Source organism: Serratia sp. PAMC26656 (genome assembly GCF_016469055.2).
Classification (GTDB): domain Bacteria; phylum Pseudomonadota; class Gammaproteobacteria; order Enterobacterales; family Enterobacteriaceae; genus Serratia; species Serratia plymuthica.
Window position 1 is genome coordinate 87,334 of the sequence record NZ_CP150485.1, and the last position, 16,515, is coordinate 103,848.

Annotated in this window: 17 protein-coding genes and 2 pseudogenes; 9 read left to right on the forward strand and 10 right to left on the reverse strand. The window is 49.3% G+C overall.

Going from position 1 to position 16,515, the window contains the following annotated elements; translation table 11 throughout:
- Nucleotides 1-12: 12 nt before the first annotated feature.
- The gene (gene tkt / locus JEM67_RS00470; protein WP_199634996.1) at nt 13-2,007 is read right to left on the reverse strand and encodes a transketolase; all 1,995 of its coding nucleotides are present in this window, start codon (nt 2,005-2,007) and stop codon (nt 13-15) included.
- Nucleotides 2,008-2,436: 429 nt separating this feature from the next.
- Between tkt and JEM67_RS00475 the strand changes: the two genes are divergently transcribed.
- The gene (locus tag JEM67_RS00475) at nt 2,437-3,171 is read left to right on the forward strand and encodes a GntR family transcriptional regulator (protein WP_199634997.1); all 735 of its coding nucleotides are present in this window, start codon (nt 2,437-2,439) and stop codon (nt 3,169-3,171) included.
- Nucleotides 3,172-3,409: 238 nt separating this feature from the next.
- Here the strand turns inward: JEM67_RS00475 and JEM67_RS00480 are convergent, their stop codons facing one another.
- The 5 genes from JEM67_RS00480 to JEM67_RS00500 form a co-directional block, all read right to left on the reverse strand.
- On the reverse strand, nt 3,410-3,709 hold the full coding sequence (locus JEM67_RS00480) for a type II toxin-antitoxin system RelE/ParE family toxin (RefSeq protein ID WP_199634998.1): 300 nt from the start codon (nt 3,707-3,709) through the stop codon (nt 3,410-3,412).
- Entirely contained in the window at nt 3,699-3,962 is a 264-nt protein-coding gene (locus JEM67_RS00485) for a plasmid stabilization protein (protein WP_199634999.1), read from the reverse strand. The genes JEM67_RS00480 and JEM67_RS00485 overlap by 11 nt, the downstream gene beginning before the upstream one ends.
- 14 nt (nt 3,963-3,976) lie before the next feature.
- On the reverse strand, nt 3,977-4,258 hold the full coding sequence (locus JEM67_RS00490; RefSeq protein ID WP_199635000.1) for a helix-turn-helix domain-containing protein: 282 nt from the start codon (nt 4,256-4,258) through the stop codon (nt 3,977-3,979).
- A 129-nt stretch (nt 4,259-4,387) separates the two neighbouring features.
- Nucleotides 4,388-4,837 (reverse strand): hypothetical protein, encoded by a 450-nt coding sequence (locus tag JEM67_RS00495; RefSeq protein WP_199635001.1) that lies wholly within the window; start codon nt 4,835-4,837, stop codon nt 4,388-4,390.
- Nucleotides 4,838-5,723: 886 nt separating this feature from the next.
- Entirely contained in the window at nt 5,724-6,293 is a 570-nt protein-coding gene (locus JEM67_RS00500; protein ID WP_199635002.1) for a hypothetical protein, read from the reverse strand.
- An 836-nt stretch (nt 6,294-7,129) separates the two neighbouring features.
- On the opposite strand from JEM67_RS00500, the gene vapB reads away from it, so the two are divergent.
- The 7 genes and pseudogenes from vapB to JEM67_RS00535 all read left to right on the forward strand — a co-directional run.
- On the forward strand, nt 7,130-7,360 hold the full coding sequence (gene vapB / locus JEM67_RS00505) for a type II toxin-antitoxin system VapB family antitoxin (protein WP_199635003.1): 231 nt from the start codon (nt 7,130-7,132) through the stop codon (nt 7,358-7,360).
- A complete protein-coding gene (locus JEM67_RS00510) occupies nt 7,357-7,773 on the forward strand; it encodes a type II toxin-antitoxin system VapC family toxin (protein ID WP_199635004.1) in 417 nt (138 codons plus the stop codon). The genes vapB and JEM67_RS00510 overlap by 4 nt, the downstream gene beginning before the upstream one ends.
- Nucleotides 7,774-7,779: 6 nt before the next feature.
- A complete protein-coding gene (locus JEM67_RS00515; protein ID WP_199635005.1) occupies nt 7,780-8,496 on the forward strand; it encodes a hypothetical protein in 717 nt (238 codons plus the stop codon).
- Nucleotides 8,497-9,103: 607 nt separating this feature from the next.
- Nucleotides 9,104-9,790, forward strand: coding sequence for an SOS response-associated peptidase family protein (locus JEM67_RS00520; protein ID WP_199635006.1), 687 nt, complete (start codon nt 9,104-9,106; stop codon nt 9,788-9,790).
- 198 nt (nt 9,791-9,988) lie between these two features.
- The gene (gene umuD, locus JEM67_RS00525) at nt 9,989-10,405 is read left to right on the forward strand and encodes a translesion error-prone DNA polymerase V autoproteolytic subunit (RefSeq protein WP_199635007.1); all 417 of its coding nucleotides are present in this window, start codon (nt 9,989-9,991) and stop codon (nt 10,403-10,405) included.
- A 2-nt stretch (nt 10,406-10,407) separates the two neighbouring features.
- Nucleotides 10,408-11,667 (forward strand): translesion error-prone DNA polymerase V subunit UmuC, encoded by a 1,260-nt coding sequence (gene umuC / locus JEM67_RS00530; RefSeq protein WP_199635008.1) that lies wholly within the window; start codon nt 10,408-10,410, stop codon nt 11,665-11,667.
- A 298-nt stretch (nt 11,668-11,965) separates the two neighbouring features.
- A pseudogene (locus JEM67_RS00535) lies at nt 11,966-12,091 on the forward strand (IS6 family transposase); the annotation flags it as partial.
- Between the two features lie 78 nt (nt 12,092-12,169).
- Here JEM67_RS00535 and JEM67_RS00540 read toward each other — a convergent pair.
- A complete protein-coding gene (locus JEM67_RS00540) occupies nt 12,170-12,694 on the reverse strand; it encodes a hypothetical protein (RefSeq protein WP_199635009.1) in 525 nt (174 codons plus the stop codon).
- Nucleotides 12,695-12,827: 133 nt separating this feature from the next.
- Nucleotides 12,828-13,604, reverse strand: coding sequence for a trypsin-like serine peptidase (locus tag JEM67_RS00545; RefSeq protein WP_199635010.1), 777 nt, complete (start codon nt 13,602-13,604; stop codon nt 12,828-12,830).
- 146 nt (nt 13,605-13,750) lie between these two features.
- Here JEM67_RS00545 and JEM67_RS00550 point away from each other — a divergent pair.
- Nucleotides 13,751-13,855 (forward strand): annotated as a pseudogene (locus JEM67_RS00550) (hypothetical protein); the annotation flags it as partial.
- A gap of 842 nt (nt 13,856-14,697) precedes the next feature.
- Here JEM67_RS00550 and JEM67_RS00555 read toward each other — a convergent pair.
- The gene (locus JEM67_RS00555) at nt 14,698-14,922 is read right to left on the reverse strand and encodes a hypothetical protein (RefSeq protein WP_199635011.1); all 225 of its coding nucleotides are present in this window, start codon (nt 14,920-14,922) and stop codon (nt 14,698-14,700) included.
- 283 nt (nt 14,923-15,205) lie between these two features.
- Nucleotides 15,206-15,583, reverse strand: coding sequence for an Ltp family lipoprotein (locus JEM67_RS00560; protein ID WP_199635012.1), 378 nt, complete (start codon nt 15,581-15,583; stop codon nt 15,206-15,208).
- Nucleotides 15,584-16,515: the final 932 nt, after the last annotated feature.

The window sequence follows — 16,515 nt, forward strand, 5'->3', positions numbered from 1 at the left end:
TACGCAGCCAGCTTACTTCAGCATGTTTCTGGCAGTATCTGTCACATTTTCGGCGGTAAAACCAAAATACTTAAACAGGACGCCAGCTGGCGCGGATTCACCGAAAGTCTCCATACCAATGACTTTCCCGTCTAACCCAACGTAGCGTTCCCAGAACCCCGCAATGCTGGCTTCAACGGCAAGGCGTTTACGTACCTGAGGTGGCAGAACGGAAGCCTTATAACTTTCGTCCTGTGCATCAAAGCGTTCGGTACAGGGCATGGACACCACGCGGATCTGATAACCTTCCTGCATTAGGGTGCGGGCGGCAGCGACAGCCAGTTCAATTTCCGAGCCGGCAGAGATGAGGATCAGGTCCGGGATGCCCTCGCAGTCAAGCAGGACGTACCCGCCACGGGCGACATTATGTAACTGCTCTTCGTTCTTTTCCTGCTGTTGCAGTGGCTGGCGGGTCAGGATAAGGGCGGACGGACCATTTTGCCGTTCAATAGCCTGCTGCCAGGCGATGGCGACCTCCACCTGGTCGCAGCCGCGCCACGTTTCCATATTGGGCGTCAGACGCAGTGACGCTAACTGTTCAACAGGCTGATGTGTCGGACCATCCTCACCAAGCCCGATGGTATCGTGCGTGTATACAAAGACTGAGCGAATTTTCATCAGGGCAGCCATGCGCAGGGCATTACGGGCGTATTCCATAAACATCAGGAAAGTCCCGCCATACGGAATGAAGCCTCCGTGCAGCGCCAGGCCATTCATGATGGCGGACATTCCGAACTCACGTACACCATAAGAAATGTAGTTACCTGCCGCATTCAGCGCTGTGAAATCGACAGAGTGCTGATGTCGCGTCAGATTGGACGGTGACAGGTCAGCCGATCCCCCCATCAGTTCAGGCAGTTTGTCTCCCAGAAAATTCAGGCAGTTCTGGCTGACCTGACGGGTGGCCAGAGAGGCCGGATGAGCCTGAAGATCGCGGACATATTTCTGCATACTGTCCTTCCAGTCTGCCGGGAGCTCTCCTTTCATACGGCGCGTGAATTCTGCAGCCAGTTCAGGCCACTGCTTTTCATAAGCAGTAAATAGGTCATTCCATTCACGCTGAATGTCCGAACCTTTTTCGGTCGCGTCCCATGCAGCATAAATATCTTCCGGGATCTCGAAGGGTGCATACGGCCAGGCAAGCTGTTCCCGGACAAGGACAACTTCCGCTGCGCCCAGAGCTGAACCATGGCATTCATGGCTGTTGGCTTTATTTGGTGAACCAAACCCGATAATCGTTTTGCAACACAGCAGACTGGGTTTATCGGTGACAGCCTTCGCTTCGCGCACGGCGGCATCTACCGCGTCAGGATCGTGACCATCAATTCCTTCAATGACGTGCCAGCCGTAGGCGCGGAAGCGGGCCGCGGTATCTTCTGAGAACCAGCCTTCAACATGGCCATCAATAGAGATGCCATTGTCGTCCCAGACGGCAATGAGATTCCCCAGTTTGAGGGTCCCGGCGAGGCCGCACGCTTCATGCGAAATGCCTTCCATCAGGCAACCGTCGCCCATGAACAGCCAGGTATGGTGATCGACAATATCAAAGCCAGGTTTATTAAATTCAGCTGCCAGCGCTTTCTCCGCAATAGCCATGCCCACCGCATTGGCCACCCCCTGACCCAGAGGGCCCGTGGTGGTTTCGATGCCCGGGGTATAGCCATATTCCGGATGCCCCGGGGTACGGGAGTGGAGCTGGCGGAAGTTGCGAATATCATCAAGAGAAAGATCGTAACCCGTAAGATGCAACAGAGAATAAATTAGCATTGAACCGTGACCGTTAGACTGAACATAGCGATCGCGGTTGAACCATTGCGGGTCTTTTGGGTTATGTCGCAAATGGCGACGCCAGATAACTTCAGCAATATCAGCCATCCCCATTGGCGCGCCGGGATGGCCGGAGTTTGCCTTTTGTATGGCATCAATGCTCAGCATTCTGATGGCATTCGCTAACTTTCTGTTTGACATGCTTCTCTCTCTCTTTGCTCGGTGTATAAGAACTGTTTCTTGAAGATGTACGGACAACCACACCTAACCAGACATGTAACAGACTTAAGTTCATCTTTTACCACAGGATAACCAGAAGAGGTTTAACCTGCCCGAACCACAAATAACTATATGTTTTATTTAAAATATTTAGCAATGGCGTTGTGCTCATGCCCTTAACAAAGTAGTATATACATGTTTAACATGTATAGTCATTTAATGATGCACACAGACGTATCCGGACACAATATTTCATGTGAAAATTTAATCGACAGGTGGTTTTTTTAGTTCAAATTCGTTAACTTCATCACAATCTGTTAAGAACAGGCTGGTTTTGGTGAAACCCACTCAGGCATACATGTAAAGCTGGCAATTCATAAGCCACAGCTTAACTGGTTAGGAAAAACGTAGATGGTTGATGGCATTACAGAGAAGCAAAAAGAGGTGGTTGATTATATTCTGCTTAAAATTAAGGAGGATGGTCTGTTACCAGGAGATAAACTGGATACAGAGATCGCCATAGCGCGGAATCTTGGCATCACACGAGCTACTGTTCGGGAAGCGACCCGCCTTTTAATCGAGCAACAGCGTATTTATCGCGTTAAAGGCTCGGGGCTGTTTGTGGGCTCTACAGGGAGAAGCAACCATTCCGGAAAGTTTCATGCGCTTTCTCCATTTGATTTTCAGGCGCAGAAAAGCGGGCATAAGGGAATAAGACGGATCATTAAATTTGGCATAATAAAAGTGCCGACTCCGGAAATGGCACAGTCACTGCGTATTAAAAACAGTGACCAGGTCTATAAAATCTTACGTCTCATGTGTTTTGATGATATCCCTGTTGCTCTTGAATACGTACATCTTCCGGTTCATATGTTTGAAAACATGGAAGTCAGTGAACTGGAATTTTCAAAGTACTCATATATTGAAAGTATCACGGGAAAAAAAGTACAACGCCGTGAGCAAAATTTAACTGCAATCAATATCTCGGATGAATTCATTATTAACTGTCTGGAATTAAAAGACAATGATGCCGTCATGGAAATATATGAAACCGTTTTCCTTGATGATGGTACGCCTTGTGAAGTCAACATTGCCGTCATTAATACTCGTTATTTTCCCCTGAAGCAAAATTCTTCCCGACCGTGATTTCTTCATGGTCAGAAATTGAGTCGATATCCGGCAGGCAGTATAATTTACTTTCGGATTTTATCCTCTGCTCACAGCTTGCTGAATACATATTTTTAAATAAATTATAAACTGAAAACGTATGGGTGAAGGCCGTTAAATTCTGCCAGTGCGAACCAAATTTGGGGACTGACCGAAACAAAAAAGGGGGTGGCTGTGTCCGTTTGGCTATCGGTGGCCTGAGCGCCCATCCGGGCACTCAGAGAATGAATCGGAGATTCTGACGCTGGCCTACAACCGCCAGGATATTGACGCACCGGGCTTCATCATTCACTTCGTAAAGCACATGCTGACCAAGTAAGCTAATACGGCGAACACCGTCACCATAGCGTTCATCGGTTTCGTACAGGCGAGGATAATCCACCAAGCGCTCGGTTGCAGCGATCAGGCGATCTGTCACGTTCCTAGCATCCCAGAGAGACGCATTCTCGGCCAGATATTCAAACAACGCCGCCATATCCTCGACGGCTCCTGGACGCCATTCTATTTCATAGATCATCGCGCAGTTCCTGGTAACGCGCCTGTAGTTGTTGGCGCAGCTGCGCGGTACTCATTCCCGGCCGCTTATCAGCGCGAGCTGCTGCAACCTTTGCACGTACCTGTTCGTCGTATTCAGCCTGCGCCAGTTCTTCATTAGCCAGGCGTTGCAATAGTGCGGCCTTGTCAGAACTACCTTCCGGCAGAATGCGGGGCAGGCTTTCGGCCAGTTCACGCAGGAAATTGGCGTTTTCGTAATGCGTGGTGCTATTCATAGTTGGCTCTCCATTCAGTAGAGGGCAATAACAGGGTTTTTGATACCGCAAGCGTGGGCATAACGAGTAAGCGTATCGATATTCGCCCTAGTGATGTTGTTTTCCAGACGAGAGATAACCGGAGGAGTAACGCCCATTCGCTCGGCAACTTGCGCTTTTGTCAGGTTTTCTTGCTTACGCCATTCTGCAAGAAGCCCCCTGAGTTTCTCCTTGCGTTCGTCTTCCTTCCATGCCGTGTTGTATTCAGCATCCTGCATCCACTCGGTGTGCAGGTCTTTATGACTTACCAGTTTCATTAAGTACCTCAGACAAGCATTGTAATATGCACCCTATAACATTAACTTACAGGCTAATTCCATGCAATATAAAATTAACCTACAAGCTAATTTTGTTGGGGTTATCGCGGCTGCACGGTCACTACCCTGTTAGCGTGAGTTTTTGTTCCACTGAGCGTCAAACCCCGACTCCTTATCAAAAATTGACCAGGTTTCAGGTTTATCCATCTGGTTTTTAATCAGGAAAAATTCAATTTCTGCTCTAATAGCAGGTGTCAGTTCTAGAATATCAAGCTGTTCAGAAATGTTATATTTCTCTGGTTCGCCATATAATTCACAGGCTGCGCGATGCATAACTATTGCACTTAAAGTAATCATATAGGGTATTTCATCGTAGAGAAATCCAGGAGATTCGGAGTGTTGCTCTTCGAAAAGCTCCATCAATCTTAGAGCTTCATCTGTACACTCACCCACCTTGGACATTAGTAGGGCTTTCCGTCTGGTTTCCTCTGATTTGAGGGACAAGTCTGCCTTTTCCTTAGCTTGTCGTTTTCGTGGATTCCCAGAGATTTTCGCACCACTTTTCTTCTCTCTACTCACCTTAAAACCTCATTTAAATTAATGCGTTATCTATGCGTAAAAAGGTAACGCAAATTTGTCACAGATTACAGAGCTAAACCCGTGCTCCTAATATGAATGCGCGTAGCGCATGTAAGGCGGCAAGGTGAAATGACAGGTAGCACTGAGGGTTAGCCGCCGATACCAATGAGGGATCGAAAGGGATCGCCTATCCATACCTTCACCCTGTAAAGCCAAACCCGCTAAAAACGGTGTAGAAGCTTCTGTATGCGGTCGGAGTGGTCACAACAAGGCGAAGCCGCAGTTGGGGCGTATCTCCGCGTTAGCGGGTCGTTAGAGCCGCTTACGAGCATGTAAGCAAGACTGTCAGCGATATTTGCTGACGCATCCGGTGTGGCTGGATTTGTCCAATCCCTCGATGGCTAACAGGCGAGCTGTTAGCCATCGAGGGATTCCGATCTAAACGCCCCGCGCTTTAGCGTGGGGAGCTACTTTGTCGGCGTAGCCGACGGGTGTTATGTTTAAGATCTGCTGGTTCCTCGATCTCTATTTTCACTGTATTTGCCCGAGCAAAGCGAGGGAGGTGCCATCGAGCGCTATGGCGCGATGACATCCCCTTTTTTAAAAGGCTTATTTTGTAATGGATTAACGTTCGGAATTAACGATATCAATGAGTTACTTTTCGAAACTAACTCTACCCTTCGAAACTACTTTATATCAGTTCGAAACTAATGCTCTCCGAAATGCATAACCGGTTTAAAATGTGGCCACTTTGTAGGACGTCGTGAATTATATTGGTCGCCGGCAGAGGTAGTTGCGGCGAAAAGAAGAGTATTTCAGAACGCCAGGCAGCAGAAACCCCCACGTCTGACAAGACACGGTATCGTGGGGGAGGTTTAGGGATGGATCAGAGCTGGCCGGCTCGCTCAAGCAACTGCCGGTAGTAACTTTCCGGCTCTCGCTGCAGTAAACCTGGTTGGTCTTTTTTCAGCGCCGCTTCCAGTTGCACAACCTGGTGCGGCATAGCTTTACCGGACCAACTGACAAATGCCTGATAGAACGGATTGGCTTTTCTCTTTCCCTTCGCAGAGGCGTTGATCCGCCCCTTCAAGCCGTCCAGGACAGCATCAAGACGCTCAGAGTTCTCGATAGTATCCAGTGCGTCTTCCAGTTGGCCAACGGCACGTTCTTTTTCGCGTGCAAGATCCGGACTGACAACCCACCGCTTGATTTGTTTGAGTCGGTTGCGCAGCGAATGCCTGTTTTTGAGGTCAATACCGATGTGCTCAATGCGCAGGAGGTGTCGTTCGTATTTGGTACGCAGCGTTTCTGTCAGGCCATTTTTGATGGCCCAGGTGCGGAACTGACCGAGCCACTGGCGAATTTCGTCGACGGCGATCCCGCGCGACGTGAAGAATTTTTCGCTGAGACCAGATGCGTAGTGGTTTGTTCTGTCCAGAATCGGTGTCTTTATCATGCAGCACAATGGCGTACTGCAACTGCTCCATGACCGACAGCGCGTTCAACGCGACGTCGTAGGCTTTTCATCCATTATTGTACACATGCAACACGCCCATATAGTGAGCGAGTTGCTCCATTGGCGCCATGATCTCGAACGGGTAGTCACTGTCCGGGTTATAGTCACAATTAGCTGCCATAACCTGGCTTAACGCGGTTAAAGCTTCACAGGCTTCTGAACGAGCGTGGCGCCCTGAGTACCGTCCAGTGCGATGATATCGCCCCGCCGCTCCAACCTTCCCAGTACAGCCATTGCCCCCCTGAGGAGTCAGGTTACGGTCAAAAGACATCGCGTTTTCCACCGCCCTGAACGTGGAGAAGGTGACGCCAGTGCCAGTGACCTTTTCGATGGCCAGGTGCATCGCACGTGTCTGTGGCGTCAGCCGTGATTGCGGCAAATCGCGCAACGCATGGGTCAGGTCATCTTGCCCCGTGAGGCTGCGAAGCCCCCGTTTAACGACTTTCCGGAAGTGTACCACGGCGCCGAAAGCCGCAAAGTGCCCTTTTTCGCCCCTGCGCGGCGGATCACGGGAGAAGGAGTAAACACAACATCTGGTAGCTTAAGCAGCACCTACTACCACATGCTGTGGCAGGCGGTGCTGCGGGGAAAGGGGATGATCGGCGGAGCCGGGACTGCCAGAAATCGGATCAGAAGAGAAAAACACCGAAAGTTACACATGTAAAACATATCCATATGTCACACATCTGCATATGTATCACATATACATATGTAACACATTGGCCTATACTGAGCCTATGCCGATGGGCCATGAGGCCAGAAACCAGGAGGACATCATGCGAACCGTATCGATATTTAAAAACGGCAATAACCGCGCCATCCGTCTGCCCCGTGATATGGATTTTGAAGGAGTGAGTGAGCTGGAGATCGTTCGAGAAGGGGACAACATCATCCTGCGCCCCGTCCGCCCGACTTGGGGCTCATTCGCACAGCAGGAAAGGGCTGCCCCGGACTTTATGGCGGTGCGTGAGGACGTTGTCAGCGACAAAGGACGATTCAACCTGTGAACAAGACCTATATGCTCGACACCAACATCTGTTCGTTCATCATGCGCGAGCAGCCGGAAGCCGTAATTAGGAGCCTGGAGCAGGCGGTGCTGCGAAACCACCGCATCGTGGTCTCGGCCATCACCTATGCCGAAATGCGTTTCGAGGCGATCGGCAAGAATGCCTCGCCGCGCCATGCGCAGCTGGTCGACGCCTTCTGTGCCCGCCTCGATGCCATTCTGCCCTGGGACCGGGCAGCGGTGGACGCCACCACCGAGATCAAGGCCACCCTGGCCGCGGTCGGGACGCCGATTAGCCCGAACGACACGGCTATCGCCGGGCATGCCATTGCCGCCGGCGCCATACTGGTGACGAATAATGTAAGAGAGTTTGCGCGGGTGCCGGACCTGACGCTGGAAGACTGGGGGAAATAAGTAGATATGTTCAGCAAGACGAGCGGGACGATTACGCAACAAAAACAGAGTTTAATTTTAGTACCATTGATATCAGCCCTCCTTATGGGCTGTAATGACGATAATAAACAACAATTCGAGTCAGCGAAAATAGCAGCGCTAGAGGCGGATGATCCGTTTCTTGAATTAGATGCTTTCAGACAGCATGCTGGGAATTACGGAGCGAAATGTAGGTCACGGTTCAATACTATCTATAACGAGAAACCCGACCCATGTAACACTCGAGTTAATGTGGAAAAACAAATCGTTATGGCCTCTATTGATAAAGGCTCTATACCCGCGATTATTTTTCTTTTTAAACCTTATAGTAAGTCACCACCATTGTACCCGTTTGAGATTGACAAAACTAAGGCCAACAAACTGGCATCACAACTCGTTAAACGAGCTGAATCAGCTCCAGTCGGGAAGGAAAGTCAGGCACTTCTGATGATTGCAGGACATCTATTGCAAAGCGGGAAATATGTTTCCCAAGATTCACAGAAGGCCGCCGAAATGTATATAAAAGCATGGCAATCAGGCAATGACCAAGCCGCAATGGAACTTATTAATATATATTATTATTTAAAAAAATACCGCCAAGCTTACTTCTGGCAGGTCAGAGTCGGGAGTAATGCCCCCCCTCCAAGCCAATTGAGCGAAGCTGAAATACTTGACATTCAGCGCAAAGCAGCGGAAATACGCTAAAGAGTCAATCTCTGATGAAACATATTTCATCAGCGCCATGAATGGAATTTATTTCAGCCCCTTCAGATCGGGGTGAAATAACGATAATAGTTAATGCCCAGCTTTGCGTGTACAGTCACAACACCAAGGAAAAATTGGTGCTATTGAGATTGCACAACTTGGGCATTACGTTGAATTATACCCCGAGTTAACACCGACACAAGCAATGAGCTGTATCCTGTACCCCATGGTTTATCATATTATTTTTCCCATTATTTAATTTTCCCAAGGGCATCAACAGCAGTCATTAAGAAATAATTATATAATTATGCTACATAGCCGGAACAGTACCCGAGATACCTTTCCGTTCAGCGAGGCTGTACAACACAAAAAGCACATCATTCTACCTGCTGATAAGCGCATATTCCTCCATATCGATGTGATACATCAATAATAAGTTGTCTATAAATGCCCCACTGACGGACCGCGGATTGCGGGAACCCCGCAGATACCGCTAAAACAAAAACTAACATTTTCATTGAGTTATAAAATTAACTCTTGGCTATAAATCCCACCACGCCGCTGAAGCTATACTTTGCCCATGTCGACACAAAAGGATCACCTGCCTATGTGTGGCCGTTTTGCCCAGTTCCATAGCCGAGACGAATTTCTCGCAGCCCTCGATCTTGATACGCCGGTTAGCACCACCGGCGACTGGCATGCACGATATAACGTCGCCCCCGGCACGCCGGTACCGCTGTTCCATCATCATGATGATCAGCTGCAGCTGGCACCGGTTGACTGGGGGTATGCGCCAGCATGGTGGCACGCCCAGGGAAAACCGGCCCTCATCAACGCCCGCGTCGAAACCGCTGCGAGCAGCCGGATGTTCGCTCCTCTCTGGAAACATGGCCGTGCGCTGGTACCGGCATCAGGTTGGTACGAATGGAAAAAATCCCCGGGCAATCCGCGACTGAAACAGCCGTATTTCATCTATCCCGCCGATCGTAGCCCGCTGTTCTTCGCCGCATTGTGCGCCACTGACCTGGAAGAGGCTGGCAGCTTCGTCATTATCACGGCCGCCAGTCATGACGGTCTGGCGGACATTCATGATCGGCGCCCGCTGGCGCTGCCGGCAGCCGCCGCCCGCGACTGGCTCGATAGTCGGATGACCCCGCCGCCAGGAGACATGTTGGCCGACGTTTACAGCCTTCAGGCGGAGAGTTTTTCCTGGCAGCCCGTGTCTTCTGACGTTGGTACCGTTCGCAATGACAGTGCATCACTCATCGTGACCATCGATACACCCAAAGTCTGACCCGGTGTTATCCACAGTTTTAGTGGATAACATGTGCGCAACCCCCCCCCGAAAAATCATCGTCAATGGGAATAAAAAAACACTCAAAAAATTATTAGATTACGCCGAAACTGGCATGGTGGCTTGGTTTCAGGCTTGCGTCCACGCGCGTTTCGTTTATGATTTACTGTATATATATACAGATAAATTATACCTATTATGAACACGTCGAAATTGTATTTATTTTCACCAGGTGAGTCCGTAAAACTCCCACAATTTGGTACACAGTGCCCTGCGGGCTTCCCCAGCCCGGCCGATGACTACATTGAACAATCAATTGATTTAAATGATTTTATAAAACATCCGGCGGCGACATACTTCATCCGGGCTACTGGCGAATCGATGTCTGATGGCGGGATCTTGTCAGGTGACCTACTGATCGTCGATCGGGCGGAAAAACCCGTACATGGCAGCATCGTCATCGCTGCAGTTGACGGCGAATTTACCGTAAAGCGGTTACAGCTCACCCCGCGGGTTTGCCTGGCGCCAATGAATCCGGCGTACAGCCCCATTTACCCCGAAACCCTGGAAATTTTCGGTGTGGTGATCCACGCCCTCCACTCATTTGGGAGGTGATCATGTTTATGCTGGCTGACGTCAACTCAATGTATTGCGCCTGTGAGCAGGTTTTTCGGCCAGATCTTAAAGGTAAGCCATTGATTGTATTATCAAATAACGATGGCGCCCTAGTGGCAATCAACAGAGAGGCGAAAAAACTTGGTCTGAAACGCGGCATGCCATTTTTCCAGGCAAAGGACACCATCAGAACACATCAGGTTACTGTGTTCTCGAGCAATTATGCCTTGTACGGCGATATGTCGGCACGCTGCATGACCGTTCTGGAATCCCTCGCGCCTATATCCGAGTACAGTATCGATGAGGCCTTTTTACACGTATCTGGCATCGATGCTGTCGAGTCTTTCGAAATTTTTGGGCGTCGCGTTCGCGATACCGTTCTACAACAGACAGGACTCATTTGCGGCATTGGTGTAGCGCAGACGATGACCCTTGCAAAGCTGGCTAATCACGCTGCAAAGACCTGGCCGGCCACTGGCGGTGTGGTCGACCTGACAAACCGCGATCGGCAGCGACGGCTGATGGCGTTGCTGCCGGTCAGCGACATTTGGGGATGTGGGCGCCAGCTGACCAAAAAGCTGGCCACTATGGGGATCACCACAGCGCTGCAACTTGCGGACAGTAACCTGGCGCTGATACGCCGCACATTTGGCGTTATGCTCGAGCGGACACAACGTGAACTGAACGGGGTACCCTGCATCTCGATCGAGGCGCTGCCGACGAAGCAGCAGATCATCGTCAGCCGCTCTTTTGGCCAGCGCGTCACGCAGCTGCAGGACATGCACCAGGCGGTGTGCCAATACGCAGAGCGCGCGACAGATAAACTCCGCCGAGAGAAGCAGTATTGCCGACACATTTCGGTATTTTTACGAACCAGCCCATTTGCTTCTCACGAGCCGTATTACGCTAACAGCCACAGCGTGCAGCTCATGTTGGCCACACAAGACACCCGCGACATAGTAGCGGCAGCAGTGAAAGCACTCAAAGCCATTTGGCGCGACGGGTTTCGGTATCAGAAGGCGGGGATCATGCTGAACGATTTCTGTGACAAACCTGGCCAGATCGATCTCTTCGACGAACATCCACCACGCGCCGGCAGCGAACAATTGATGAAAGCCGTCGATGGCATAAACTACTCCGGGTTAGGCAAAATTTGGTTTGCCGGCCAGGGGATCAATAAATCCTGGGCAATGCGTCGCGAACTGCTGTCCCCTTGCTACACGACACGGCTCAGCGACATTCCCGTCGCCAGGTTAGCGTAAATGTGGAGGTGGCCATAAACGATTTGGTCCCGATCGCTTCTTATATGAGCGGGGACCAAAACGTATACAATCATGAGATCAACAAGTGGTTATTTAATTAGGTGTAGAGGCTTGCAATCAATAATCTCCCTACCTGCAATAACGACACTTTTTTGCTCACATTAATTGCGTCTACCCGCAACACCAAACCCACATTATCTGTGTCTATACCTGCAATAACCCTGGCGTGCTCGCAATAATGTCCCCCGAGCTCACCGTATTTGCGTGAAACATTTTTCTCACCCTCAGATGGGGGTTGTGTCGCAGAGCGCAGACGCTGTTGGCAGGTATCAAACTGGTACTCATGATACGCAAAGGACAGTATCAGCATCCACACGGGGACGGATTATCCCCGGCAGAACAATTTTATCTGCTGGCTGCCTGAAAAACAGGCTGTGCAACTTTGCGCTGACCTCACGTCGTTAATGCGACACAACCAATCGCAGAGCCACGAGCGCAGTCCCTACAGTTTAACCCTTATATGATCAGTTTTGCGCACCTCGAAGAGCACGGTCACGGCAGCCATAGTATCCGAGCTCACTTTGGCCCCGATCATATACACCCCGAAATCGCCGGAACCCCATGCATTTGGGGCGGTTTGTTTTATCGCCACAGCGCTCCCCATCCACCAGTTGTTGGAATCGGCGTGGCCCTGCCCAATGACGACATCATCGAAAGCGATGTCCGAGCCGTCAGCATAAGTCAATCTCAATGTCCCGGACACCGCAAAATTGAGATCCACAGGCTTGTGGGGTGGGTAGTTGGTGTTATCGGCAACGGAATTTCCAGTTCCGGTAATTCTCTGGACAAACCAATTCGCAACGCCGCCGCTCCCCTTCCTACCTGCTTTTACAAGAAGGCTCAACCCGTCTGACGACACGCCGCCATACGGCTGTCCGTCCGTGATTTTATGGCGATCCTCCACAAACGATACGCCAGTTAGACCATCGGACTCGAAATACAAATAATTATTGCGCTCTTGGGTCATCGGAAATCCTTGTTGTGAAATCAATCGTTGCCCGACACAATATGCGCCAACCATTGTTGGCGATGCGTGCCCATCGATTCCGTCGAGAGAAAGAACGTGTAGACATTCCTGTCCTGATTGAAAGACGTTTGGTCTATTCTTTCATCCAGACTTGGATTTGGGCGAGGACATCGTCCGTTATGCGAAGGGCAATATTGGCATTACCATAACGTTCTCCGCCCACCATCATTCCGGAAATTGTATTTTTTTGATGCATCAAGGGAGAGCCGCTACCTCCACTTGTGATAGACACGTGCGGATAGATGAGATGGTCGGAAAATTGATCCGCCTTTCCTACGTCCTTGGTCATGACAGGTGTATTTTCATTTGGCCATTTGTCACCAGAATAGCCTGTCATACTGAACGATGCCGCCCTGATCTGGTCGTCACTCAAGTTGACGATACTGTATGTCATCACAGAATTCGGCACTGGATCCTTCAACTTGATAATTGCGTAGTCATACCTAAAGGAGTTTATTTTTTCGGTGGCTGGGAGGTTTCCATCGAAGACCCCCGGGAGAAAAAATTCACTCGCATAGTAAACACCATTGACGGAGGGGGGGTTGGTCCCAAATGTACCTACTCCCGGGTAAAAGCAGAGCCCACTGGGGGCGACCCATTTACTATTTCCGAAGTATAAACCGTGCGCCGCCGTCAAAACATGCCGCGAATCCAGCAGTGCACCAGTGGAATATGAGTTAATTGTCCCTGACACGGGACCTAGTACCGCGGCCTTTACGACGCCGATCCCGTTCCATGGCGTTGTATAAAAATTATCAACTTCCGTCCTGTTGTCCGGGTTATAGACTATCCGATTCTTTGTGGCAAAACTAAATGGACTTTCAATCAAGGTACTCGATAAATCCGTCATAGATATCCCATTTTGGTGAAGTCGATCCAGCAGGAGAGTTTATTGGCGCATCCCTTGCCTCGGAAGGAGAAGCCATTCCAACTTATCGCGCGGTATGAGAAATGCAATAAAAATATAGGAAATTAAAGGTTTTGTCACATTAAGTCGTTGAGCCAACACTGATACGCCACGGTTACAGGATAAAGGAACTGTCGGAACAATTTGACGCGAAACCGGCGGAAATCAAGGCGTTATTCAACAATCAGTTGTAGGCCAGCCCCATCGGGGTTAACCATAGGCACTATTTTTATTAATCCTGATCATTATTATTTAGATAAATATAATTAAAATCAAAAAAACAAGGGTAGTAACAGAATTGGGACCGTTTACTAATGGTGCTCTCATTAGAAGGTGTGGCGATTACGCTGACATTACCTGATGGAGTTAGAAAGAGTTTTTGGGGGGAGTGGCGGCATATGTCTAATCCCAAACGGCTTGCTGAGCGGTTGCTGATGTTACAGCACCTGATAATTTTTCCTCAATTTGAGTTTAGCATGCGTAATTATATTCCCCCTGGGTGTAGCATCCCCTAGCAATTAAGCCCGTTAGGCAGGTAGTAAGTACAAGTATGCCAAGTGGCATGCGCAAGTACTCCGCCACGTCCCCCACGGTCTTCTCAACTATCCTCTGTGAACTACACGCAGTAAGGATCATGAGTACCCCAAAAGGCAAAAGGCTATAAATATAAAGAGCCCATAAAGCCAATATTGCCACGACCAAACCAGCTGCATTTCTTATACTCATACTGGTTAAAAAGAACCCAATAACCACTGATAGCAAGAGCATAATTAAAGTGAAGTTGATTAATATATTCATTCCCTAACCTTCTCCTGTACGAAATGATAGTTTCGCATGCGAAACCTATTATATATCGTGCCACCTATGCATAACTGACACTTCATACAGGATAAAATACCCCAGAATGCCGAAAGAGTGATCGTTCATTGTCCTACTCATCCGTTAACCCGACAGTTGCGCTTCGTTCAGTAGGCTCCTTATATATACATTAATAACCAATTTTGGTAATTTCTTCAAGCTGTCTTTTTACTCTTTCTTAATTTACGCTCTGTTTTTCAGTCTCATCGTTTGCGAACTGACAATTATTAGCACGGCGTTTTTTCGCCGATCGCGATTTTGATTTCAGTAGGTATAGTTTTCCGAGGCGGATATCGCCTTTTTTAGGACTGACCGAAACAAATGCGCCGCGAACTGCTTTCCCCTTGCTACACGACTCAGCGACATTCCCGTCGCCAGGATGACGCAAGTCATATTTCATCATCGAGGGCTCTTAGCCTGGTAACACATGGCATTATTGAAGATTGCAGGTCATTCCCTCTGACTGGGCCAGATAGCAAGATAGACTGAAAATATACCTAGTTCAGACGAGCAGGACGTTCGTTTGTTACTTCGCTTAATTTTCCCGCCCCGCTCATTCTGTCAGGGGGCCGCTTGGAAAATGGAAATTATCCTACATTAATAAAACCAGCATGCGGAGGAAGCAAACACCGGCGCAATGGAATTCGGTGGTTCGAGTGTAACCACCGTTTGAACCGCGCCGTTTTTTAGCAGCCACCTGCCTGTTTTGCCCCGTAGGTTGCTTGGTCAACGGTGTATTTGTCTCCGGCACTTGAGGAAAGTTGCTGAATGAGGCCTTTGCACGAGAAGCCCATCATACTGAGATACTGCTTCGCAGATTTCACCGCCTCCTGATTCCAATCAATGTTCAGGCTGTCCACTGCTACCGTAGCGTCAGAAATCTCGTAACCATCCCCTGCATCCGATGAGAGTTGCTGAATAAGTCCGTTGCGTGAGAAGCCCGTCATACTGAGATACTGTTTCGCAGATCTAACGGCATTATTTTGAGGCCCAGTCAAATCTCCCGCCCATGTGGGCGCAGCGACAAACAAAGCGGCAGTCAGTACTATCTTCAAAAAATTCATTGAAATATCTCCATAAGCGCCTCTAACGCCCTCGAACCCCTTGCCTCGCGGGCCGATTTTACAGGGGCCGCGTGTAAAAGGGAAAATATCCGATGAAAACCGCCGTAGTGCGGTTTTTTAATGCCCGTAGGGCATGCGGCGACAACAAAACTTGAAGAGTATGGCAATTAGTTAGGGTCGCCGAAAGCCCGGCGTAGCCGGTTCGGATCTAAAAGGATCCTCGATCCTCCCCCCCACCCTGCAAAGCTGTTCTTTTTACGGCGCTGGACGCTGCACAGGTGTTTAGATCGCAACGTGCCGTTGCGATACTATACTTACAGGCAAAAGAGCTACCTAGGCCTTTACAGGATGAATTTCGGTGTATGTTTGATCGGGGGCCCACCGAGTATCGGTGGGCGGTGCTTTATAGTCAGGCGAAGCCTAGTATAGAGGAGCAGCCGGCAGAGCCGGCTAGCGACATCCTTCCCCAAAGGTATGCATCGCAACGTGCCGTTGCGATGCAAGACTAATAGGCAAAAGAGCTACCTTAGGTTTTGAGCTAACGACTTTAGTGCTTACTTTTTTGTAATGGGACCCGCCGGGTATCCGGTGGGGGCTACTGCAGTTTGTATCGTATAAACTTTAGGTGTTTCCCATAATTGAGTTATCCACATATCTACAGGATTGTTTTTTAAACCCTTTTTTTTGTTTTTTTAAAACTTTTTAAAAGCTTTTTAGACAACGCGTGAGCTCATTCCTGGTACGGCTCTCAGCCCTGTCAATATGGGATATACCAAAACTAACTATGGGCGAAACCTAAAGTTACTATGGGTAACAGCCCAAGTTGTTATGGGTAATAGCTAAAGAACGTATGGGAAATAGCTAAAGTTAGTTTTTTCTGTGACTCCCTATGGGAAACAACATAAGTTTGCCTTGACCGCATCATCGAGCTG